This window comes from Pseudomonas sp. GW823-FHT04A03 (assembly GCF_058796615.1).
In genome coordinates this window covers 162,299-183,210 of sequence record NZ_JBXAIV010000008.1, presented here as the reverse complement: position 1 = coordinate 183,210, position 20,912 = coordinate 162,299, and the positions used below count along the sequence as shown (strand labels likewise).

General features: G+C 62.4%; 21 protein-coding genes. 10 read left to right on the top strand and 11 right to left on the bottom strand.

What is annotated here, in order from left to right:
• Window positions 1–8: 8 nt before the first annotated feature.
• Both AC1Q9F_RS20555 and AC1Q9F_RS20550 read right to left on the bottom strand, forming a co-directional pair.
• Window positions 9–455, bottom strand: coding sequence for a hypothetical protein (locus tag AC1Q9F_RS20555; protein ID WP_492620739.1), 447 nt, complete (start codon window positions 453–455; stop codon window positions 9–11).
• On the bottom strand, window positions 452–880 hold the full coding sequence (locus AC1Q9F_RS20550; protein WP_492620740.1) for a DUF4160 domain-containing protein: 429 nt from the start codon (window positions 878–880) through the stop codon (window positions 452–454). The genes AC1Q9F_RS20555 and AC1Q9F_RS20550 overlap by 4 nt, the downstream gene beginning before the upstream one ends.
• Before the next feature lie 201 nt (window positions 881–1,081).
• On the opposite strand from AC1Q9F_RS20550, the gene AC1Q9F_RS20545 reads away from it, so the two are divergent.
• From AC1Q9F_RS20545 to AC1Q9F_RS20535, 3 genes are all read left to right on the top strand, one after another.
• On the top strand, window positions 1,082–1,993 hold the full coding sequence (locus tag AC1Q9F_RS20545; protein ID WP_492620741.1) for a LysR family transcriptional regulator: 912 nt from the start codon (window positions 1,082–1,084) through the stop codon (window positions 1,991–1,993).
• A 141-nt stretch (window positions 1,994–2,134) separates the two neighbouring features.
• Window positions 2,135–2,575: a type II 3-dehydroquinate dehydratase gene (aroQ, locus tag AC1Q9F_RS20540; RefSeq protein ID WP_011336043.1), complete on the top strand. Its 441-nt coding sequence runs from the start codon at window positions 2,135–2,137 to the stop codon at window positions 2,573–2,575.
• A gap of 5 nt (window positions 2,576–2,580) precedes the next feature.
• Window positions 2,581–3,435, top strand: a complete 855-nt coding sequence (locus AC1Q9F_RS20535) for a shikimate dehydrogenase (protein WP_492620742.1) — start codon at window positions 2,581–2,583, stop codon at window positions 3,433–3,435.
• Window positions 3,436–3,468: 33 nt separating this feature from the next.
• On the opposite strand, the gene AC1Q9F_RS20530 is transcribed toward AC1Q9F_RS20535, so the two are convergent.
• Together AC1Q9F_RS20530 and quiC are read right to left on the bottom strand one after the other, a co-directional pair.
• Entirely contained in the window at window positions 3,469–4,146 is a 678-nt protein-coding gene (locus tag AC1Q9F_RS20530) for a TetR/AcrR family transcriptional regulator (RefSeq protein ID WP_492620743.1), read from the bottom strand.
• Window positions 4,147–4,248: 102 nt separating this feature from the next.
• Window positions 4,249–6,150 carry a 3-dehydroshikimate dehydratase QuiC gene (quiC, locus tag AC1Q9F_RS20525; RefSeq protein ID WP_492620744.1) on the bottom strand — a complete coding sequence of 634 codons (1,902 nt, stop codon included), beginning with the start codon at window positions 6,148–6,150 and terminating at the stop codon, window positions 4,249–4,251.
• A gap of 273 nt (window positions 6,151–6,423) precedes the next feature.
• Between quiC and AC1Q9F_RS20520 the strand changes: the two genes are divergently transcribed.
• The gene (locus AC1Q9F_RS20520; protein WP_007958787.1) at window positions 6,424–7,761 is read left to right on the top strand and encodes an MFS transporter; all 1,338 of its coding nucleotides are present in this window, start codon (window positions 6,424–6,426) and stop codon (window positions 7,759–7,761) included.
• 60 nt (window positions 7,762–7,821) lie between these two features.
• On the opposite strand, the gene AC1Q9F_RS20515 is transcribed toward AC1Q9F_RS20520, so the two are convergent.
• The 4 genes from AC1Q9F_RS20515 to AC1Q9F_RS20500 form a co-directional block, all read right to left on the bottom strand.
• Window positions 7,822–8,700, bottom strand: a complete 879-nt coding sequence (locus tag AC1Q9F_RS20515; protein WP_007958785.1) for a DMT family transporter — start codon at window positions 8,698–8,700, stop codon at window positions 7,822–7,824.
• Window positions 8,701–8,766: 66 nt separating this feature from the next.
• The gene (locus AC1Q9F_RS20510; protein WP_492620745.1) at window positions 8,767–9,582 is read right to left on the bottom strand and encodes a sugar phosphate isomerase/epimerase family protein; all 816 of its coding nucleotides are present in this window, start codon (window positions 9,580–9,582) and stop codon (window positions 8,767–8,769) included.
• Window positions 9,583–9,584: 2 nt separating this feature from the next.
• Complete coding sequence (locus AC1Q9F_RS20505) at window positions 9,585–10,646, bottom strand: Gfo/Idh/MocA family protein (RefSeq protein ID WP_492620746.1); 1,062 nt, start codon at window positions 10,644–10,646, stop codon at window positions 9,585–9,587.
• 116 nt (window positions 10,647–10,762) lie between these two features.
• Window positions 10,763–11,539, bottom strand: a complete 777-nt coding sequence (locus tag AC1Q9F_RS20500) for an IclR family transcriptional regulator (protein ID WP_011336050.1) — start codon at window positions 11,537–11,539, stop codon at window positions 10,763–10,765.
• Window positions 11,540–11,716: 177 nt separating this feature from the next.
• On the opposite strand from AC1Q9F_RS20500, the gene AC1Q9F_RS20495 reads away from it, so the two are divergent.
• The 4 genes from AC1Q9F_RS20495 to AC1Q9F_RS20480 all read left to right on the top strand — a co-directional run bounded on the left by AC1Q9F_RS20495 (window position 11,717) and on the right by AC1Q9F_RS20480 (window position 16,302).
• Window positions 11,717–13,453: an FAD-dependent oxidoreductase gene (locus AC1Q9F_RS20495; protein WP_492620747.1), complete on the top strand. Its 1,737-nt coding sequence runs from the start codon at window positions 11,717–11,719 to the stop codon at window positions 13,451–13,453.
• On the top strand, window positions 13,437–14,270 hold the full coding sequence (locus AC1Q9F_RS20490) for an aldo/keto reductase (RefSeq protein WP_492620748.1): 834 nt from the start codon (window positions 13,437–13,439) through the stop codon (window positions 14,268–14,270). The genes AC1Q9F_RS20495 and AC1Q9F_RS20490 overlap by 17 nt, the downstream gene beginning before the upstream one ends.
• 190 nt (window positions 14,271–14,460) lie before the next feature.
• The gene (ypfJ, locus tag AC1Q9F_RS20485) at window positions 14,461–15,348 is read left to right on the top strand and encodes a KPN_02809 family neutral zinc metallopeptidase (RefSeq protein WP_492620749.1); all 888 of its coding nucleotides are present in this window, start codon (window positions 14,461–14,463) and stop codon (window positions 15,346–15,348) included.
• The gene (locus tag AC1Q9F_RS20480; protein ID WP_127800050.1) at window positions 15,349–16,302 is read left to right on the top strand and encodes an alpha/beta fold hydrolase; all 954 of its coding nucleotides are present in this window, start codon (window positions 15,349–15,351) and stop codon (window positions 16,300–16,302) included.
• Window positions 16,303–16,329: 27 nt separating this feature from the next.
• On the opposite strand, the gene AC1Q9F_RS20475 is transcribed toward AC1Q9F_RS20480, so the two are convergent.
• The 3 genes from AC1Q9F_RS20475 to AC1Q9F_RS20465 form a co-directional block, all read right to left on the bottom strand.
• Window positions 16,330–16,923, bottom strand: coding sequence for an HAD family hydrolase (locus AC1Q9F_RS20475; RefSeq protein ID WP_492620750.1), 594 nt, complete (start codon window positions 16,921–16,923; stop codon window positions 16,330–16,332).
• Window positions 16,920–17,789 (bottom strand): acyl-CoA thioesterase II, encoded by an 870-nt coding sequence (gene tesB, locus AC1Q9F_RS20470; RefSeq protein ID WP_007958750.1) that lies wholly within the window; start codon window positions 17,787–17,789, stop codon window positions 16,920–16,922. Before tesB ends, AC1Q9F_RS20475 begins: the two co-directional genes overlap by 4 nt.
• A gap of 109 nt (window positions 17,790–17,898) precedes the next feature.
• Window positions 17,899–18,468 (bottom strand): GNAT family N-acetyltransferase, encoded by a 570-nt coding sequence (locus AC1Q9F_RS20465; RefSeq protein WP_085608734.1) that lies wholly within the window; start codon window positions 18,466–18,468, stop codon window positions 17,899–17,901.
• 82 nt (window positions 18,469–18,550) lie between these two features.
• On the opposite strand from AC1Q9F_RS20465, the gene AC1Q9F_RS20460 reads away from it, so the two are divergent.
• Both AC1Q9F_RS20460 and AC1Q9F_RS20455 read left to right on the top strand, forming a co-directional pair.
• Complete coding sequence (locus AC1Q9F_RS20460; RefSeq protein ID WP_007958746.1) at window positions 18,551–19,471, top strand: histone deacetylase family protein; 921 nt, start codon at window positions 18,551–18,553, stop codon at window positions 19,469–19,471.
• A 175-nt stretch (window positions 19,472–19,646) separates the two neighbouring features.
• Window positions 19,647–20,888: a TIGR03862 family flavoprotein gene (locus AC1Q9F_RS20455; protein WP_492620751.1), complete on the top strand. Its 1,242-nt coding sequence runs from the start codon at window positions 19,647–19,649 to the stop codon at window positions 20,886–20,888.
• Window positions 20,889–20,912 lie beyond the last annotated feature (24 nt).

The following is a 20,912-nucleotide window of genomic DNA, read 5'->3' as shown; positions in this document are numbered from 1 at the left end:
GTGCCTGTTCATGGCACGGGATCGATCTTGCGCGGGCGCCCGCCCTTCCTGCCGTTGGCCCGCGCAGCTTCAGCTTTCGCGGTGCTGCTCTGGCGACCATTGCGCGAAGCGATCACCGAGGCGGCCATGGCCATCAATGGCTGACTGGCGGAGATCATGCCGGCGATGGAAACCTGCAGGTCCTTGCCTTCGTGGCACAGCGCGGTGCCGGCAAAGCCGACGTGCAATCCGGTGAAATCTTGCGGTTCGAAATCATCGAATTCCCGGTAGAGATTCACTGGCAGCAGCACGCCGCTGTCGTCCTCGAAGTGAATCACCAGGCATGGTTTCTGAAAGGCCACCGACACGGCTTGCAGGCTGCTGCGACGACGCACGCCGCCACGGTCGACGGCTTCGTCCAGACGTTTTTCCGTGACGGGCCGATCCGCGTGCAACGCGGCTTTGACTGTTTTCATAATTCTATTTCCACTCCTTCGTTGGCGCCGAACAGAGCCAACAGGGTTTTGTTGACCTCAGGCTCGTAATACGCCGATCCGATCCTGAAACTCGTGCTGGCGACTTCCCGCAGCACCGCCACCTGATTCGACTGTCCGTCCCACCACTGATTGTCGAGACACGCCGTTCGCAATCGAGTCCACCAGATCCAGCGCGCCCGCCGCAGATGATCGGTTTCGCGCAGCGACTGGCGCAGCCCTTCAAGCAGGCTGACCGGCGGTCGATGCGACAACGGCACCACATCCCACAGTTCAACGCCGTTGTGCCAGAAACTGAATTTGAAGCGGGCGCTCCAGGTGCCTGCATCCACATGCGCGTGGGGCGGACAATGTTCGTCATGCAACATGATCACCACTGACAATCCTTTGTAACTGCATACCTTCATGCTACCCATCCGTTAGGTTTAAAGTTTCAACACTTGCCATCCCCTGGCAAAGCTGACCATCGGCACCAACGCCTGCGATGGCCGTTACCTTTCGAGCCTAGTGCGGGAGCCGTAAAAGCCGCGGGCAAAATGGTAAGCAGTTCTTTCGCAGCGACCGCGCATTTGCTACATACGAAGACTCATTCCCCGGTGTAATCAATCATGCAGCGACACTTCGACGATCTTCAGCTGGGCAGCATCGAGTTGTTTTGCCTGGCCGCCGAGTGCGGCAGTTTCACCGGCGCGGCGCAGGCGGCTTCGGTGACGCCGGCAGCGGTCAGCCGCTCGGTGTCACGCATGGAGGAACGCCTGGGCGTGCGGCTGTTCGCGCGCACTACCCGCAGCGTGAAACTGACCGACAGCGGCCGTCGCTATTACGAAGAATGCCGTCAGGCGCTGGCGCAACTGGTCGAGGCGCAACGGGAAGTCATGGGCCAGCAGCAGGAACCGTCCGGCACCCTGCGTATCAGTATTCCTACGACCTACGCCCATCATCGGATCCTGCCGCTGCTGCCGGCCTTTCGTGCGCGCTTCCCGCAGGTGAAGGTCGACATGCACATCAGTAACCGCAACATCGACTTCGTCGGCGAGGGTTACGACATGGCGATCCGCGTGCGGGCGATTCCCGATTCCGGCCTGATCGCCCGCCATCTGGAAGATGCGGCGCTGGTGATGGTTGCCAGCCCCGATTACCTCAAACGCGCGGGCACGCCACAGACCCTCGAGGACCTCGAACAGCACGAGTGCATCCAGTACGAACTGCCCAGCAGTGGGCGGCGGATCACCTGGCTGTTTTACGACGAGGACGCGCCACGGGAAATCCTCGCCGAGGGCAATTTTTGCTGTTCAGACGATGTGCTCGGTGGCGTGACTCTGGCCAGAAACGGTGCCGGGTTGTTCCAGACCTATCGTTTCATCGTCGAAAAAGAACTGGCCGACGGCTCGCTGATAGAAGTGCTCAAACCCTACAGCGGACGCTCGCGACCGTTCACCTTGCTGTACCCGCAGAATCGCCATATGCCGCTGCGCGTCAGGGCTTTCATCGATTTTCTGGTCGAGCAGTTGCCGCACTGAATTGCACCAGTGTGCGATCACCGCACACAAAACCGGGCTGTCGATGCAGAGCAATTGATTAAAGTAACCATCTAGTACAATTTAACTCCACAGGTCGAAACCCTCGGCCCAAGCCAAAAACAATAAGTGGAGTTTGCCCCCATGCCCCCTATCGTTCTGGTGCTCAACGGCCCGAACCTGAACCTGCTCGGCACCCGTGAACCGGCGACCTACGGTCACGAAACCCTGGCCGACATCTCAGCCCTGTGCGGGCGCGCCGCCGAAGAGTTCGGCCTGGCCGTGGAGTTTCGCCAGACCAATCACGAAGGCGAACTGCTCGACTGGATTCACGGCGCCCGCCAGCGCTGCGCCGGCATCGTGATCAACCCGGCCGCCTGGACTCACACCTCGGTCGCGATCCGCGACGCATTGGTCGCCAGCGAATTGCCGGTGATCGAAGTGCACCTGTCCAACGTCCACGCCCGCGAGCCGTTCCGTCACCACTCGTTCGTCTCGGCCATCGCCACGGCCGTGATGTGCGGCTTCGGCAGCCACGGTTATCGACTGGCTCTGGAACATTTCAGCCAGCGGCTGAAGGGGTGATCCGCATGAACCGCAACAACGTGATACTCGCCGGGCTGATCGGCGCCGGCATCCAGGCCTCCCGCACCCCGGCGCTGCATGAACACGAAGGTGACGAACAGGGCCTGCGTTACCTGTACCGGCTGATCGACCTCGATCAACTGCAACTGGACAGCAACGCCCTGCCCGACCTGTTGTTGGCCGCCGAACGAATGAATTACACCGGCCTGAACATCACCTTCCCGTGCAAGCAGGCAATCATCCCGCTGCTCGATGAGCTGTCCGCGGAAGCCCGAGGCATCGGCGCCGTGAACACGGTGGTGCTGAAGGACGGCAAACGCGTCGGCCACAACACCGATTGCCTGGGTTTCGCCGAAGGTTTTCGTCGCGGCCTGCCAGACGTCGCCCGCGAATGTGTGGTCCAGATGGGCGCCGGTGGCGCAGGCGCGGCAGTAGCCCACGCATTGTTGAGCGAAGGCGTCCAGCAACTGAGCATTTTTGATGTGGACGTGGAGCGCGCCGAAAGCCTGGCCAACAACCTCAACCAGCATTTCGGCGCTGGCCGGGCGATTGCCGGGCATGATCTGGCGAGCACACTGAGTCAGGCCGATGGCTTGGTAAACACCACGCCGATGGGCATGGCCAAATTGCCAGGCATGCCCGTGCCGACGGAATTGCTGCGACCCGAGTTGTGGGTAGCGGAGATCGTATATTTCCCGCTGGAAACCGAACTGCTGCGCAACGCCCGCGCCCAGGGTTGCCGAACCCTGGATGGCGGCAACATGGCGGTATTTCAGGCAGTGAAGGCGTTTGAGCTGTTCAGCGGCAAGGTGCCGGATGCGCAGCGAATGCTCGCGCATTTTCAAAGCATGAATGGATAAAACCGTGAGGGGGCGACGCCCCCTCGACTTCGGTCACGCCTGCAGGTAACGCAGCACCGACTCGCAAATCATCTCGCGATGACGCTGCTTGATGCTTTCGTCCGGCAGGTCGATCTGAAAGATCTCACCGAACGTGTGGCGGTTCGACACGCGATAGAAGCAGAACGAACTGATCAGCAGATGCACGTCCAGCGCGTCGAGCCCGGCGCGGAACACCCCTTCTTCAGCACCGCGACGCAGAATCTCGCCCAGGGAATCGAGGATGGTGTTGTTCATCGCCTTGATCGCGTCGGAACGCTTCACGTACTCGGCGTTGTGGATGTTTTCGATGCTGACGATCCGCACGAAATCGACGTTGCGATCGTGGTGATCGAATGTGAACTCCACCAGACGCCGGATCGCTTCCACCGGCGGCAATTCGGCCAGGTGCAGACGGTTTTCGGTGCTGCGGATATCGCCGTAGAGCTTCTCCAGCACCTCGACGTACAACTGCTCCTTGCTGCCGAAGTAGTAATAGATCATGCGCTTGGAGGTGTGGATGCGCTCGGCGATCGCGTCGACGCGAGCACCGGACAGACCCTGCTGGACGAACTCGACGATCGCCTCCTGCAGGATATTCTCGCGGGTCTTTTCCGGGTTGTTCTTGCGACTTTTGCGCGGCTCTACCGCTGGTAGATCGGGGGCTGCGGAAAGTTCTGAAGTCATCGTCATTGCGGGCTCACGGCCATCACTGCACAGGCTGGCGATTATGGGCCGCGCGCCCCAGTGAAGGAAGCCGCGAGACCCGTGTTTAATCCCGCGTTTACGAATTTCCTACAACTTGGCCTGGCGAACCGCGCCACTGCGTGATTTGGCCATCGCCGCCAGCCGCACCGCGACGTTGGCCGCGCCATAACCGGCGTAACCGTTCTTGCGCTGGATGATCTCGAAGAAGAAGCGTCCTTCGAACGGCTCGGTGTAGACGTGGAACAACTCGCCGCCCTGCGCATCGCGGTCGTACAGCACGTTGTAGTACGCCAGCTCGCTGAGGAATTCGTCATCGAAATCGAAGCGCGCCGCCAGATCGTCGTAATAATTCAGCGGGATGTCCAGCAGCGGCACGCCCGCCTCTTTCGCCCGGCTGACTTCGGCGAAGATATCGTCGCAATCGAAGGCGATGTGATGCACCCCGGAGCCGCGATAACTCGACAGCGCGTGTGAGATCGCGGTGTTGCGGTTCTCGGAAATGTTCAGCGGCAGACGGATCGAACTGTCGCGGCTACGCAGCGCGCGACTCTTCACCAGACCGTACGGGTCGGGTAGGACCACTTCATCGTCGGCCTCGAAGTCCAGCAGGCTCTTGTAGAACAGCACCCAACTGTCGAGGCTGTCCGCCGGCAGCGCCATGGCCATGTGATCGATGCGCTTGAGGCCGCCGCGCGCCACAGCGTCCGGCAGCAGATTGAAATCGGTGCCGTAGACGTCCGCCTCCTGATCCACCAGATAAATCAGGCTGCCGTCCGGCGCACGCACCGCCGCCAGCTCCAGCTCGTTGGGGCCGACCAGTCCGCGATACGGCTGACCTTTATAGGCGACGGCGCGGGCCAGCGCACTGGCGCTGTCCTTGACCCGCACGGCGGTGGCGCACAGCGACGGGCCGTGGGCCTCAAAAAAGCTGTGGCCGAACGAATAGGGTTCAGAGTTGAGGATCAGGTTGATATCGCCCTGACGCAACAAGCTGACGCTCTTGGAGCGATGCTGGCCGGCCTTGACGAAACCCAGCCGTTCCAGCCAGTTCGACAGCTTGGCGCCGAGGCTTTCATCCACGGCGAACTCCAGAAACTCGATGCCGTTGTATTCGCTGGCCTTCGGCGTCTCGAAGAGGATTTCGCGGTTATCCACAGGGCGGATTTCCTGCTCCAGACGCTGGCGGGTTTTCTCCTCCAGGTACAGCAGCGAACGCAAACCGTCCGCCGCATTGGCCCGAGGCGGCGCGGCACGGAAGCCGTCGTTGAAGATTTCCAGCGACAGCGGCCCGGTGTAGCCACTCTGAATGATCGGCGCGAGGAAACCCGGCAGATCGAATTCGCCCTGCCCCGGGAAGCAGCGGAAATGCCGGCTCCACTCCAGCACGTCCATCGCCAGGATCGGCGCGTCGGCCATCTGCACAAAGAAAATCTTGTCGCCGGGAATCTCGGCAATCGCCCGTGGATCGCCCTTGAGCGACAAGGTATGGAAGCTGTCGAGCAACACGCCGAGGGCCGGGTGATCGGCCTGACGCACGATGTCCCAGACCTGTTGATAAGTATTGACGTGACGGCCCCAGGCCAGCGCTTCATAACCGATGCGCAAGCCACGGGCGCCGGCGTGTTCGGCCAGCAGACGCAGATCGTCTATTAGGATCTGTTGCTCGCCGATACTGTCGGGGGAAGCGTTGCTGCAGACCAGCACCAGGTCGGTGCCCAGTTCCTGCATCAGATCGAACTTGCGTTCGGCCCGCTCAAGATTGCGCTCCAGACGATCGCGGCGGCAGCCTTCGAAATCGCGGAACGGCTGGAACAGCGTGATGGCGATCCCGAGATCGGCGCACATCTGCCGGATTTCCCGGGGGCTGCCGTCGTAATACAGAAGGTCGTTCTCGAAAATCTCCACCCCGTCGAACCCGGCGGCGGCAATGGCTTCGAGTTTTTCCGGCAGGGTTCCGCTCAAGGAAACGGTGGCAATGGATCGCTGCATGTTTCAACTCCCGGTGGAGACGTCGGCTACGAAAATTGCGCCGCTTTTATAGGGTGAGCGAATTATTGGTCCCGGTTTATCATTGAGCAATTTAAAGTGTACTACCCGGTTAGTTTTGCGTGCGATTATCGAACACAATGCCGGTTTGGCGAATTGACGATTTTTCGTCCACTGCCCAACATCCCTCTCACCTTGAGTCCGGAACTGAACCACCGGTCGCAGCGTGCACAAAAAAAGCACACCAAATAACAAATCCAAAAACGGGTGGAACACATGATTCCTTCACAGACTTCCCGCATGGCTCCGGCCATGAGCACTGCCACGGGTGGCATCGGCGACAAGATCCGCGGCGCCATGGCCGTCGGCAAGACCCGTTGGGGCATGCTGGCGCTGGTGTTTTTCGCCACCACCCTGAACTACATCGACCGCGCCGCCCTCGGCGTCATGCAGCCGATCCTCGCCAAGGAAATGAGCTGGACGGCGATGGACTACGCCAACATCAACTTCTGGTTTCAGGTCGGCTACGCGATCGGCTTCGTGCTGCAAGGGCGGCTGATCGACCGGGTCGGCGTCAAGCGCGTGTTCTTCTGCGCGGTGCTGCTCTGGAGCCTGGCCACCGGCGCCCACGGCCTGGCGACCTCGGCGGTGGGCTTCATGGTCTGCCGGTTCATCCTCGGCCTCACCGAAGCGGCCAACTATCCAGCCTGCGTGAAAACCACACGCCTGTGGTTCCCGGCCGGCGAGCGCGCCGTGGCCACCGGCATCTTCAACGCCGGCACCAACGTCGGCGCGATGTTCACCCCGATGCTGCTGCCGCTGATCCTTCACGTGTGGGGCTGGCAGGCCGCGTTCCTGTGCATGTCGGCACTGGGCGGGATCTGGCTGCTGTTCTGGGGCCTGAAGTATTTCAACCCGGAAGATCACCCGAGCGTTAAACAGTCGGAGCTGGAATACATCCAGAAAGAAGTCGAACCGGAACAGGCCCGCGTGCCGTTCTCGAAAATCCTGCGGATGCGCGGCACCTGGGCCTTCGCCCTCGCCTACTCGCTGACTGCGCCGGTGTTCTGGTTCTACCTGTACTGGCTGCCGCCGTTTCTCAATCAGCAATACAACCTGGGCATCAACGTCACCCAGATGGGCATTCCGCTGATCATCATCTACGTCACCGCCGACTTCGGCAGCGTGGGCGGCGGGATTCTCTCTTCGTTCCTGATCGGTCGCGGCATGAACTCGATCAAGGCACGGCTGCTGTCGATGTTCCTGTTCGCCTGCTGCATCATCGGCGTGGTCATGGCCGCCGGCTCCGCCAACCTGTGGATCGCGGTTGCCGCCATCTCCCTGGCCATCGGCGCGCATCAGGCCTGGACCGCCAACATCTGGAGCCTGGTGATGGACTACACGCCCAAGCACATGATGAGCACGGTGTTCGGTTTCGGCGGCATGTGCGCGGCGATCGGCGGGATGTTCATGACCCAGATCGTCGGCCACATCCTGACCGTCACCAACAACAACTACACCGTGCTGTTCACCCTGATCCCGGCGATGTACTTCATTGCGCTGACCTGGATGTACTTCATGGCACCGCGCAAGATTCCTACCGTCACCGAGTAGCCCTTCAATACTGAGAAGCCGTCCTGCATCGACCGGCCTGATTCCAGGCCGGTTTTGCTTTCAGCGCCGGCTCTGCTGCCACGCTGCCGCCAGCCCGCTGCAACAGATCACCGCGATCCCGATCACCGTCATCAGGGTCGGCGTGTGAGCAAACAGCAACCAGCCCAACAACCCCGCGAACACGATCTGGCAATAACCGAACGGCGCCAGCAACGCCGGCGCGGCATGACGGAACGCCTGGGTCAGAAACAGGTGCGCGGTCATTCCGCAACTGCCCAGCGCCAGCATCAACAACGCATGCCCCAGGCTCGGCACCTGCCAGAAGAACGGCACCAGCGCACTCATCACCAGCGTGTTGCACAACCCGGCGAAAAAGTTGCTGGTGGTCGGGCTGTCGATTTCCGCGAGCTTGCGGGTGAGCAACTGATAGAAGCAGAAAAACAGCGCCGAGCAGAACGGCAAGAGAATCGCCGGGGTGAACAAGTCACCGCCCGGATGGACGATGATCAGCACACCGATGAACCCGCACACCACCGCGATCCATTGACCGCGCGTCACCCGTTCCTTGAGCAACGGCACCGACAGCGCCGTCACCAGCACCGGCGCAAGAAAGTTGACCGCCGTGGCCTCGGCCAGCGGGATGTACAGCAACGCCGTGGTGAAAAACAGGCTGGTGCCCAACAGGCACAACGCCCGCGCCAACTGCCACAACGGACGTTTGGTGCGCAGCACGCGCAGCCCGGACTGCGGCAGGAAAATCCCCGCCATCAGCAGCGTGTGCACCAGATACCGCGCCCACACCACCATGACGATCGGATAAAAACCCGAAAGGTATTTCGACAGCGCGTCGTGACTGGAGAACAGGAAGGTTGCCACGACAATCAGCAAGATCCCCTTGAAGGGTTGGTTGACGCCGGAAAGCGGAGTGCTGACGGTCATTGGCTCTCTCTGAATGAAAAATAAACGGTGACGAGGACGCGTGCGCCCTCGCCCCTTGAAGCAGACTTAAAGCCGGGCCAACAATTCCCGTGTCCGGTCGATCGCCATTTGCGCACGCTGCAAACCACTCACGCCTTGCTCCAGCAATTTGACCGTGGGAATTTCCAGACTCAGGGGAAGGTTAGCCGGAAGACTGCGCAACAAGCCGCTCAAGTCACAATCGCCCTCGCCGGGAAACCGTCGTTCGTTGCGGGCCTGACGCAAGATCTCGGCCATGTCCGTCGGCCTCGGCCCGGCAACATCGCACAACTGTGCATAGCGCAGCCGTGAGGCTGGCACACCGTCCAGATCTTCCAGCCGCGATCCGGAACGGTCGAAGTGAAACGCATCGACCAGCACCGCCCCGTTTTCGCGCCCGGCGTTGTCGACGATGCGCAACGCCTGTTCGAGATTGCGCGCATCGGTCCACGGCATGAACTCCAGATGCGGGTGCAAACCGTAGGGCGCCGCCAGATCGCAGAGTGCTGCGAAATTATCGGTGAGCCGCTGCTCGTCGGGATCGTTACCGGCGACCAGCAATTCACTGGCACCGAACTCCGCGCCGATGCTGAGCAGCTTCTCGAAATCCGCGACCACTGTCTGCGGTTTCAAACGCAGGATTTCCACGTCGAGCACGCCGACTCCGGTATCACGCAAACGCGCGAGTGTCTGACGCCGCAAACCGCCATCGGCTACCAACGGGAAGTGATATTCCTCGGGCGTCGCCGGCTCCAGACGCAGGCCGACATGGCTGTAACCGGCACGGGCGGCGACCTCGACCATCTCGGGTGGCGACAGCTCCAGCACGGTCAGGCTGGCCAGGGACAGAATTCGTTCGTTCATGTTCAGGCCTCGATCTGCGCAGGTTCGGTGGCGCGACCGCTGGCCGCTGCTTCACGGATGGCCTCGACCAGTGCCAGGGTGCGGGCAGCGTCGGTGGCACTCACCAGCGGTTCAACCTCCCGTCGTGCGACGCGGACGAAATGCTGCAACTGCAATCGCAGGGCTTCGTCAGGCGTGAACGGTTCGTCGACCGACAGCAACGGCTCATGCCAACCGGCGTCCACCTGCTCGGCGCTGTAATGCCAGCGCTTGAGTTGCGGAATGCTCAAGGCCCCGGCTGTTCCCGCCAGCAAGTAACAAGGCTGATCGGCCTGACGCGGATAGACCGGGTTCTCCCCGGAGTTCAACTCCCAGCTCCACGGCGCCGCCACCGCATCGGAACCGGTCAGGCTGCCCAGCGCTCCGCCGTCGAATTGCAGCAGGATCGCCGCGCTGTCTTCATTGGCAAAACCGCGCACCGAACGGTCGGTGATCGCCTGCACCGAACGCACTTCGCCGCACAGGTGACGCAGCAGATCGAGGTCGTGGATCAGATTGGTCAGCAACATTCCGGCACCTGCTTCGCGCCGCCACGCCGTTTCGAAATACTGGTCAGGCTTGCGCAGCTGGAACAACGCAGTCACCAGCGTCAGCCGTCCCAACGCTCCGCCCTTGACCAGTTCATGGGCCCGCACGATCAACGGATTGTGCCGCCGATGATGACCAACCAGCACCGGCACGCCGCTGCGCTTCACCGCTGCCACCAGTTCCCGCGCTTCATCCAGGTTTACGCCCACCGGTTTTTCCAGCAACACCGGAACACCAGCCGCCAGGCAATCCAGTGCAGTGCTGACGTGCTGATTATTCGGATTGGCGACGATCACTGCGTCTGGCCGGTTCTGCTCCAGCATCTGACGGTGATCGGCGAAATGCGCCACACCCCACTCCGCTGCCAGGGCCGGTGCCTGAGGGCCGGGATCGGCCACGGCGCATAACGTGGCCTCAGCGAGATTTTTCAGGTGCCGGTAATGTTGCTGGCCCATGTTGCCGGCGCCGATCAAGGCGATTCGAAGGGGCGGGTTCAAGGTGCGATCCTCTTGTGATTGTTGTGGGAAAACTCACTCCATCAACAATTTAGAACCCGGTTCCATATTCTCACACCCGCCCGACTGAAAAGTGGGCGAACAGCGCACAGCTTTGCTTAAACGAACAACTCCGAGGCCAGGCTGGCCGCCGACAATTCCTCGGTAAACGTCAGCAACAGCGGCGCCAGTTCATGCAATCGCGCCCCCGGCATCCGGGCGCTTGGCCCGGCGATGCTGAGCACGCCGATCACCCGTCCATCGGCGGGATGTTTCACCACGGCAGCAATCGCCGAAGTGCCGACCGCCGAGCTTTCTTCCACACAGGCATAGCCCTGTTCCCTAGCCACGCGCAGGCGTTCGAGCAGTTCAATATTGGAGCGCGGCGCGTTGGGCCCGATATCCGCCGGCACCTCCGCGCCCTGGCGCTCGACCAGCGATAACGCCTCGGCGTCGCTCATGCACGCCAGCCACGCATGGCCCGACGCGGTGTAGAACAGCGGCGCATCGCGGCCCATGTCCGGGTCGTAACGCAGGCCGGTGCGCGCGCCCTGGGCCTTGGCGATCCAGGTCTGGCGCTCGCCGTCGATCACCCCAAGGCGCACCAGCTCACCGGTTTCCTGGGCCAGCCGATCGAGCACCGGCTGCACGATGTCGGCACCGCTGCTCGACAGGTACTGGAAGCCCATCGCAACCAGTTTGGTTGACAGGTGATAGCGCAACGTCTCCGGGTTCTGCCGCACGTAACCCAGGCGGATCAGCTCGGCGAGCAGGCGGTGCGTCGCGCTCTTCGGAATGTCCAGTTGCTCGGCCAGAGTCTGCATCGGCAGCCCGCGCGGATCACTGGTGAGGCTTTCCAGCACGCTGAAAACCCGTTCGATTTGACTGCCGGCCATGGTGCGCTCTCGGTGAAATTTCGCCGATTCTAGAAGACATCCCGAGGAATGCGAAATCTGGAACCTGGCGTCCGATAACCGCCCACTTTGCGCGTCAGTCGGTTGATATGCTTCGCCCGCACTGGTTATTTTCTGGAACATGATTCTAAAAACAATTGATTACTGGAGCCCTTGCTGATGCCTGCCCTTCCTGATATCGACTGCGACGTTCTGGTGGTCGGCTCCGGCGCCGCCGGTTTGTCGGCCGCCGTCACCGCCGCCTGGCATGGTTTGAAGGTCATCGTGGTGGAAAAGGATCCGGTGTTGGGCGGCGCCACCGCGTGGTCCGGCGGCTGGGCGTGGGTGCCGTGCAATCCGCTGGCCCGGCGCGCCGGGATCGTGGAAGACGTGGAACTGCCGCGCACCTATCTGCACCACGAACTCGGCGAGCACTACGACCCGGCCATGATCGACGCCTTCCTTGAGGCCGGCCCGCGCATGGTGGCGTTCTTCGAAAAACACACCGCCCTGCAATTCGCCGACGGCAACGCCATCGCCGACATCCACGGTGAAACACCGGGCGCCGGCACCGGTGGACGCTCGGTGATTGCCGCCCCCTATGACGGACGAAAGGTCGGGCGCCTGCTCAAGCGTCTTCGTACAACCATGCGCGAAACATCGTTCATGGGCATGCCGATCATGGCCGGCGCGGATCTGTCGGCGTTTCTCAATCTGACCCGCTCGTTGTCGGCGGCCTGGCACGTGACCCGGCGTTTCACTCGCCATCTGCTGGACCTGGCGTTGCATGGCCGGGCGATGCAACTGGTTAACGGCGTGGCGCTGGTGGCGCGGCTGGCGAAATCCGCCGAAGACCTCGGCGTACTGCTGTGGGAATCGGCGCCGGTAACCGAACTGCTGCGCGACGAATCACGCATCACCGGCGCTCGCGTAAACACCGCAAAAGGCCCGGTCACTGTCCATGCCCGCAAAGCCGTGGTGCTCGCGGCCGGCGGGTTTGCCAACGACATCGAGCGGCGCACAGCGTTGTTCCCTCGCACGCCCACTGGTCATGAGCATTGGGCGCTGCCTCCGCTGGCAGTCAATGGCGACGGTCTGCGACTGGGCGAAACCGCTGGGGGCCGGGTCAACACCGATGTGGCCTCGCCCGTGGCCTGGGCCCCGGTCTCGCAAGTGCCACATTCCGACGGCAGCATCGGCCATTTCCCACACATCATCGAACGCGGCAAACCGGGCGTCATCGGTGTACTGCGCAACGGCCAGCGCTTCGTCAACGAAGCCAACGGCTATTACGACTACGTCAGCGCCATGGTCGCCGCCGCCCCCGAAGGCGAAGAGGTCGCGTCCTGGCTGATCTGCACCCGCGCGTTCCAGCGACGTTACGGGCTCGGCATATCGCGGCCGTTTCCGGTTCCGGTGTCAGGTTTTATCCGCAGCGGCTATCTGAAAACCGGCAATACCCTTGAGGAATTGGCCACTGCATGCGGCATCGATCCGAACGGCTTACGCGCCACTCTCCATGACTACAACTACCATGCCCGGCACGGCGAAGACCCGCTGTTCGGTCGCGGCTCGACCCCGTACAACCGCAAACAGGGCGATCCCGCGCAACAGCCCAATCCGTGCGTGGCGCCTATCGAACAAGGCCCGTTCTACGCGGTGAAGGTTCAGCCGGGCTGCTTCGGCACCTTCGCCGGGCTCAAGGTCAACCCGCACGCGCAAGTGCTCGACGCCGAAGACCGGCCCATCGCCGGGCTCTACGCCGCCGGTGGCGACATGGCCAGCATCATGGGCGGGCATTATCCGGCGGGCGGGATCAACCTCGGCCCGGCGCTGACTTTCGGTTACATCGCAGCCCGGCACATGGCGGGCGTCACGGCTTTCGAACAGGAGATCGACCATGCAGCACATCGTTAACAGACAAGGACTGAACCTGCCAAAACTCGGCCTCGGCACCTGGCCGATGCTCGGCGACGAATGCACTCGCGCCGTAGAGCAAGCCCTGGAACTCGGTTACCGGCACATCGACACGGCAGCCGCCTACAACAACGAAGACGCAGTCGGACAGGCGCTGGCGAATACGCCGACACCCCGCGAGCAGATCCACGTCACCACCAAGGTCTGGTGGGACCAGTTGCAACCGGACGCCATGCGTCACTCGCTGGAGCGCAGCCTCAAGGCGTTGCGCAGCGAGTACGTCGACCTGTTCATGATCCATTGGCCGACCACCGACTGGGACTTGCCCCGCACCCTTGAAACCCTCGCATCGTTCAAGGAACAGGGGCTGGCTCGCAACATCGGCGTGGCGAATTTTCCGCTGCCGCTGCTGCGCAAAGTCGTCGAGGAATACGGTATTCCTCTGTCAGCCATTCAGGTCGAATACCACGTCCTGCTCGGACAAAACGCTCTGCTCGACTACGCCCGTCAACACGATCTGGCGCTGACGGCCTACACACCGCTGGCACGCAACAAGGTATCGGAGATTCCACAGATTCAGCAGATCGCTGAAAAACACGGTGTGCTGCCGACCCAGGTCGCGCTGAAATGGCTGCTGGATCAGGACAACGTCGCGGCGATTCCCAAGGCCAGCAGCAAGATCAATCAACTGGCCAACCTGGCCTCACTGAATGTCGAACTGGACGATGAGGACCGTACTTTGATCGCCGCGTTGTCCAAGCGCGAACGTCAGGTCAGCCCGGACTTCGCGCCGGTGTGGGATGCCTTCGACCGCTGACACCTGACCCGACGAAAGAAATCCGCCGGCGGATTGAATTCCCGGCGCCCGCGCTCGTCAATAACAGGCCCGACCTCGTCACCCCGAGGCCGGGCCTTTGTGCGTGTGTGCGAATAGACGGACGACCGGACTGGCGCCACACTCACACACCAGCAACACTCATCACCACGATCAAACAGAGGATTCCCACATGCTATGGAAAAAAGGCCGACGCAGTGACAACGTCGTCGATGCCCGTGGCGATGACACGGGTGGTGGTGGCGGCATGCGTTTCGGCGGCGGCAAGGGACTCAGCCTCGGGGCGATCCTGCTGATTGTCGGTATCGGCTGGATCACCGGGCAGGACCCGCTGCAGATCCTCGGCCAGCTCACCGGCCAAGGCACACAGCAAGTCGCACCGACTTCGCAAACCCGTCAGGCACCGCCGGCCAACGATGAACAGGCCGAATTCGTGCGCTCGATCCTCGGCGACACCGAAGACACCTGGGGCGCGATCTTCCAGCAGGCCGGCCGGCAATATAAGGATCCGACCCTGGTGCTGTTCAGCAACCGGGTCAATTCCGCCTGCGGTCTGGCGACCTCGGCCACCGGTCCGTTCTATTGCCCGGCAGACCAGAAGGTCTATCTGGACATGGCGTTTTTCCAGGAAATGGCCCAGCGCTTCAAGGCTGCGGGCGACTTTGCCCAGGCCTACGTGATCGCTCACGAAGTCGGACACCATGTGCAGACGCTTCTCGGCGTCTCGGCGAAAATTCAGACAGCCCGCCAGCAAGGCCGGCAGATGGAAGGTGATGGCGGTCTGCTGGTGCGTCAGGAACTGCAAGCCGATTGTCTGGCCGGAGTCTGGGCCTACAACGCGCAGAAGCGTCTGAACTGGCTGGAACCGGGCGACATCGAAGAAGCCTTGAACGCAGCGAACGCCATCGGTGATGATCGCCTGCAACAACAGGGTCAGGGCCGTGTGGTGCCGGACTCGTTTACCCACGGTACGTCGGCGCAAAGGGTGCGCTGGTTCAAAACCGGATTCGCCCAGGGCCAGGTCGGCCAGTGCGATACCTTTGCGGCGAAAAACCTGTAAATGCATAAATGGCTGTTGGCTTTACTGTTCATCGGCGGCACCGCCCAAGCGGCCGGCGTCGACGCAATCAGTCCCGGGCGCCTGCAATTGCAGGCCGGCGAAATGGCGGTGGGCATCGGCCCGGCGCCGGCGAAAATCGAGCGCGTGCTGATCGTCATTCATGGCCGTCTGCGCAATGCCGAGACCTATCGCAAAAGCGGCGAAGTCGCGGCGGAACTGGCCGGGCAAACCGCCAACACCCTGGTGATCGCCCCGCAGTTTCTCAACGAAAGCGATGTGTCGCTCTACTCGCTGCCCGCCAGCGTGTTGCGCTGGCAAGGCAACGACTGGATGGGCGGCGGGTTATCCACAGGGCCGAACCCGCTGAGTTCCTACGCCGCACTGGACGAAATCGTCGGAAGGCTGAGCGATCGCAAGCAGTTTCCGGACGTGAAGCAGATCGTGATCTTCGGCCACTCCGGCGGCGCTCAGGTGGTACAGCGTTATGCGCTGCTGGCCCAGGAACAACCGGCGCTCAAGACCGAGGGCATTCGCTTGCGTTACGTGGTCGCTAACCCGTCGTCCTACGCCTACTTCAATGAGCAACGCCCGGTGGCCTTCGATCATGCCAAGTGCCCGGGTTTCAACCGCTGGAAGTACGGTCTGGTGGATCCGCCGATCTACTCGGGTGGGCAATCGCCCGCGCAGCTTGAAGGCCGTTACGTCAAACGCGAGGTGATTTATCTGCTGGGCCAGCAGGACACCGACCCGCAACACCCGGCGCTGGACAAGAGCTGCGCCGCCAAAGCCCAAGGGGCTTATCGACTGGAGCGCGGGAAGCTGTTTTTCGGTTACTTGCTGCGTCGTCACCCTGAAGGGGTGAATCAGCGCCTGATCGAAGTGCCCGGCGTCGGGCATAACGGCGACGGCATGCTGACCTCGCCGGAAGGCCAGAAAGCACTATTCGAACAATAAAAGACGGGGGCCGAAGCCCCCGTTTTTTTAGGCGAAAAGCATTCGCCGCAACTCCACACAATCCTTCGCATGCCAGTCGGTCAGCTCCGGCCACGGATTGTCCGGCAGGTTCACCAGCACCGTGTGGCTGCCCGCCGCCCGACCGCAATCAAGATCAAACCGGTAATCTCCGACCATCACCATCTCGCTCGCCGGCACTTGCCAGGCCTCGGCCAGTTTCAGCAGGCCACCCGGATGCGGTTTTGGCTGTGCTTCATCGCGACCCAGCACATCCTCCACCGCGAAGCAGTCGGCCAGGCCGATGGCCTCCAGCGTCACATGGGCCAACTCCCGCGCATTGCGGGTCAGGATGCCGAGGCGATAACCCCGGGCGTGCAGGTCGCGCACCAGCTCCACCGCGCCGACCGCCGGGGTCGAGCCGAGCGCCAGATCCCGCTCATGTTCCAGCAGCCACGCATGTTTCGCCGCCGCTTCCTCGGCGGGTAACGCCGCGAGGTGGGTGAGGATGTCGTCCTCCGGCGGGATCGACAGCGCCACGCGAATCGCCGCGAAGTCGTGCACGGCCACGGTCAGGGTGCCGTCCATGTCGAACACCCAGTGCCGCACATACGCCAGACTCATGCCCAGTCCTTGCGATGACGGATCAGGCCTTCCTGGGTCACCGACGCCACCAGTTGCCCGGCGCGGTTGAACACGCTGCCACGGGAGAACCCGCGCGAGTTGCCGGCCCATGGGCTATCCATGGCGTAGAGCAACCAGTCATCGGCACGCAGGTCGTTGTGGAACCACAACGCGTGGTCGAGGCTGGCGACCTGCATGTCTTTCTGCCAGACCGATTTGCCGTGCGGCAGCATCGAGGTGGTCAGCAGACCGAAGTCCGAGGCGTAGGCCAGCAGGTATTTGTGCAGCGCCGGGATGTCGGCCAACGCGCCGTCGGCACGGAACCACACGTACTTGACCGGATCCGCCGGTTGCGGGTTGTACGGGTCTTTTTCAGTGACCGGACGCACTTCAATCGGCTTCGGGCACAGCAGCTTTTCGCGCATGTGTTCCGGGATCAGGTGCGCGCGTTGCTGGGTCAGTTCCAGCTCCGACGGCAGGTTTTCCGGGCCGACCACTTGCGGCATCTGGCTCTGGTGCTCGAAGCCTTCTTCGTCGTACTGGAACGAAGCGCTGCAGGTGAAAATCGGGTGGCCCTTCTGGATCGCGGTCACGCGGCGGGTACTGAAACTGCCGCCGTCACGCACGCGGTCAACCGAGTAGACCACCGGCAACTTGGCATCGCCCGGACGCAGGAAATAACCGTGCATCGAATGCACATGGCGCGCTTCTTCAACGGTCTGACTGGCCGCCGACAGCGACTGGCCGAGCACCTGGCCGCCGAACAACTGGCGAAAGCCCAGATCCTGGCTGCGACCACGGAACAGGTTCTCCTCGATCGGTTCGAGGGTCAGCAGATCCACCAGATCTTCCAACACTTGGCTCATTCAGACTCTCCTCACACAAAGCTATGCCGCGCAGTCTTGGCTGCGGCGGGGGATTCAGGTTCTGGCCGGCGCCCCCAGGGTGCCGGCCATTGTAAACGTCCGCGCCTGCTTATCCATGCAAGGTTTCCAGCCACTGCTCCCTCGTGATGCGGTACAACACATGTCGCCGTAACGGGTGACCGTCCGCGAGACGCGGGTGGTCGAAATCATCCTGCGGGGCGTGGTGCATGCCGATCGCCTGCATGACTTTCTGCGACGGCAGATTGGTCTCGCTGGTGAACGACACCACTTCATTCAGCGCCACCCGGTCAAAGCCGCAACGCAATGCGGTCCAGGCCGCTTCGCTGGCATAACCGAGGCCCCAGTGTTCCTTGGCCAGCCGCCAGCCGATTTCCACCGCCGGTGTGAACGGCGCATCGAAGCCGACCACGCCGAGCCCGGTAAAACCGATGAACTCGCCGCTGTCCTTGCGCTCCAGCGCCCACAGGCCGTAACCGTGCTCGGCGAAATGTCCGCGCACCCGACCGATCAGCGCGGCGCTTTCCAGCCGGCTCAAGGGCGCGGGGAAGTAGCGCATCACCTGCGGGTCGGCGCACATGGCCGCGAACGCCGGCAAATCCTCGTCCTGCCATTGGCGCATCAGCAGCCTTGCGCTTTCCAGCTCCAGTATCGGTTCCATCCCGCCCCTCCGCTTGATGCCGTCAGTCTACATCGCTGTTAGGCTTTGCACTCTTTCCTGCAGCCTTTATGAATAGTCCACCATGCCGTTGCCGCTGATCTACCACGAAGACTACAGCCCGGAATTTCCGGCGGATCACCGCTTTCCCATGGACAAGTTCCGCCTGCTGCGCGATCACCTGGTGGACAGCGGCCTGACCCGCGACGAAGACCTGCTGCGCCCTGAACTGTGCCCTGCCGACATTCTCGCCCTGGCCCATGACCGCGGTTATATCGAACGCTACATGAGCGGCGAGTTGTCCCGCGAAGACCAGCGGCGCCTGGGTCTGCCGTGGAATGAAGCCCTGGCCCGACGCACCGTGCGGGCGGTCGGCGGCTCGATTCTGGCAGCGGAAAAAGCCCTGGAGCATGGCCTGGCCTGCCACCTCGCCGGCGGCACCCATCACGCCCATTACGATTACCCCGCCGGGTTCTGCATCTTCAATGACCTGGCGATCATCAGCCACTACCTGCTGCAAAGCGGCCGGGTGAACCGGGTGCTGATCTTCGACTGCGACGTGCATCAGGGCGACGGCACTGCACGGATTCTGCACAACACCCCGGAAGCGATCACCGTTTCCCTGCACTGCGAAAAGAACTTTCCTGCACGCAAGGCCGAAAGCGACTGGGACATTCCGCTGCCCAACGGCATGGGCGACGCCGATTACCTGAAAGTGGTCGATGACGCGCTCAACTATCTGCTGCCGCTGTATCAGCCGGATCTGGTGCTCTACGACGCCGGCGTCGACGTGCACAAGGACGACGCCCTCGGTTATCTGCAACTGACCGACGAAGGTGTCGCCGCCCGCGATGAAAGCGTGATGCGCCACTGCCTGGGTCGCGACATCCCGGTGGTCGGGGTGATCGGCGGCGGTTACAGCAAGGATCGCCACGCCCTCGCCCGCCGCCACGGGATCCTGCATCACAGTGCGCAGCGCGTCTGGCAGTCATCCGGTTGTCATTGAGTTGTGCTGCGTTACCCACAATGGCTGTGGAACGGCCTGTGGATAACCTGAGCGAAAGGGACTACAGCCCACGCTGAACATGGCCTGCAGCGCGCTGGTTGTTTTTTGATCAGGCCTGACGATGGCCGCTGCTGCTAGAATGCGCGGCTTATTCCGCCACGCTATTGCCGCTGCCATGACCCAGACTTCTGCCGCCCTTCCCGCTCACGTCGCCATCATCGGCGGTGGCCCCGCCGGCCTGATGGCCGCCGAAGTGCTGAGCCAGGCCGGAGTCCGCGTCGATCTGTACGACGGCATGCCCTCGGTCGGCCGCAAGTTCCTGCTCGCCGGGGTCGGCGGCATGAACATCACTCACTCCGAAGCCTACCCGGAGTTCCTGTCGCGCTACGCCGAACGCGCCCCGAACATCGCCCCGCTGCTGCGCGCGTTCGACGCCGATGCTCTGTGCCGGTGGATTCACGAACTGGGCATCGAAACCTTCATCGGCAGCTCCGGCCGGGTGTTCCCCACCGACATGAAAGCCGCGCCGTTGCTGCGCGCCTGGCTCAAGCGCCTGCGCGACAGCGGCGTAGTTATCCACACCCGCCACCGCTGGCTCGGCTGGGATGAAAGCGGCGCGCTGCGCATCGACAGCCCGGAAGGCGAGAAAACCCTCAACCCCGACGCCACCCTGCTCGCCCTTGGAGGCGGCAGTTGGTCGAGACTGGGTTCCGACGGCGCGTGGATGCTGCCACTGGAGCAACGCGGCGTAGGACTGGCACCCTTGCAGCCAAGCAATTGCGGCTTCGAGGTGCAGGCCTGGAGCGAAGTGATGGTCAGCAAATTCGCCGGCGCGCCGCTGAAAAATATCGCCATCGGTTTGAACGACGATGTTCCGCGTCTGGGTGAATGCGTGATTACCGCGACCGGCATCGAGGGCAGCCTGATCTACGCGCTGTCGGCGCCGATTCGTGAGGCGATCAATGTGCACGGTGCAGCGACCATTCACATCGACCTGCTGCCCGGCCGGCCTGTGGATAAATTGCAGGCGGCGTTGAGCAAACCACGGGGTTCGCGCTCGATGGCCAAGCATCTGCACAGTCAGATCGGGATTGATGGGGTGAAAGCGGCGTTGCTGCGTGAACTCACTGATGCAGCGACGTTTGCTGATCCGGCGTTGCTGGCCAAGGCGATCAAGGCTTTGCCGCTGAAGCTGGTGAAAACCCGTCCGCTGGATGAAGCAATCAGCAGTGCCGGTGGCGTGACGTTCGAGGCGATGGATGAGCGGATGATGCTCAAGGCGTTGCCGGGGGTGTTTTGTGCGGGGGAAATGCTGGATTGGGAAGCGCCGACGGGCGGGTATCTGCTGACGGGGTGTTTTGCCAGTGGCCGGGCGGCCGGAGCTGGAATGCTGGACTGGTTGAAACAGCGTAACTGATCGTTCCCGCATTGCGCGGGAACG

Coding starts and splice junctions, on each gene's coding strand:
- AC1Q9F_RS20520 (WP_007958787.1), top strand. CDS start 6,424: ATGATTCCTTCACAGACTTCCCGCATGGCTCCGGCCATGAGCACTGCC.
- aroQ (WP_011336043.1), top strand. CDS start 2,135: ATGCCCCCTATCGTTCTGGTGCTCAACGGCCCGAACCTGAACCTGCTC.
- AC1Q9F_RS20515 (WP_007958785.1), bottom strand. CDS start 8,700: ATGACCGTCAGCACTCCGCTTTCCGGCGTCAACCAACCCTTCAAGGGG.
- AC1Q9F_RS20480 (WP_127800050.1), top strand. CDS start 15,349: ATGCATAAATGGCTGTTGGCTTTACTGTTCATCGGCGGCACCGCCCAA.
- AC1Q9F_RS20555 (WP_492620739.1), bottom strand. CDS start 455: ATGAAAACAGTCAAAGCCGCGTTGCACGCGGATCGGCCCGTCACGGAA.
- ypfJ (WP_492620749.1), top strand. CDS start 14,461: ATGCTATGGAAAAAAGGCCGACGCAGTGACAACGTCGTCGATGCCCGT.
- AC1Q9F_RS20510 (WP_492620745.1), bottom strand. CDS start 9,582: ATGAACGAACGAATTCTGTCCCTGGCCAGCCTGACCGTGCTGGAGCTG.
- AC1Q9F_RS20475 (WP_492620750.1), bottom strand. CDS start 16,923: ATGAGTCTGGCGTATGTGCGGCACTGGGTGTTCGACATGGACGGCACC.
- AC1Q9F_RS20490 (WP_492620748.1), top strand. CDS start 13,437: ATGCAGCACATCGTTAACAGACAAGGACTGAACCTGCCAAAACTCGGC.
- AC1Q9F_RS20465 (WP_085608734.1), bottom strand. CDS start 18,468: ATGGAACCGATACTGGAGCTGGAAAGCGCAAGGCTGCTGATGCGCCAA.
- AC1Q9F_RS20545 (WP_492620741.1), top strand. CDS start 1,082: ATGCAGCGACACTTCGACGATCTTCAGCTGGGCAGCATCGAGTTGTTT.
- quiC (WP_492620744.1), bottom strand. CDS start 6,150: ATGCAGCGATCCATTGCCACCGTTTCCTTGAGCGGAACCCTGCCGGAA.
- tesB (WP_007958750.1), bottom strand. CDS start 17,789: ATGAGCCAAGTGTTGGAAGATCTGGTGGATCTGCTGACCCTCGAACCG.
- AC1Q9F_RS20495 (WP_492620747.1), top strand. CDS start 11,717: ATGCCTGCCCTTCCTGATATCGACTGCGACGTTCTGGTGGTCGGCTCC.
- AC1Q9F_RS20530 (WP_492620743.1), bottom strand. CDS start 4,146: ATGACGATGACTTCAGAACTTTCCGCAGCCCCCGATCTACCAGCGGTA.
- AC1Q9F_RS20500 (WP_011336050.1), bottom strand. CDS start 11,539: ATGGCCGGCAGTCAAATCGAACGGGTTTTCAGCGTGCTGGAAAGCCTC.
- AC1Q9F_RS20460 (WP_007958746.1), top strand. CDS start 18,551: ATGCCGTTGCCGCTGATCTACCACGAAGACTACAGCCCGGAATTTCCG.
- AC1Q9F_RS20535 (WP_492620742.1), top strand. CDS start 2,581: ATGAACCGCAACAACGTGATACTCGCCGGGCTGATCGGCGCCGGCATC.
- AC1Q9F_RS20455 (WP_492620751.1), top strand. CDS start 19,647: ATGACCCAGACTTCTGCCGCCCTTCCCGCTCACGTCGCCATCATCGGC.
- AC1Q9F_RS20550 (WP_492620740.1), bottom strand. CDS start 880: ATGAAGGTATGCAGTTACAAAGGATTGTCAGTGGTGATCATGTTGCAT.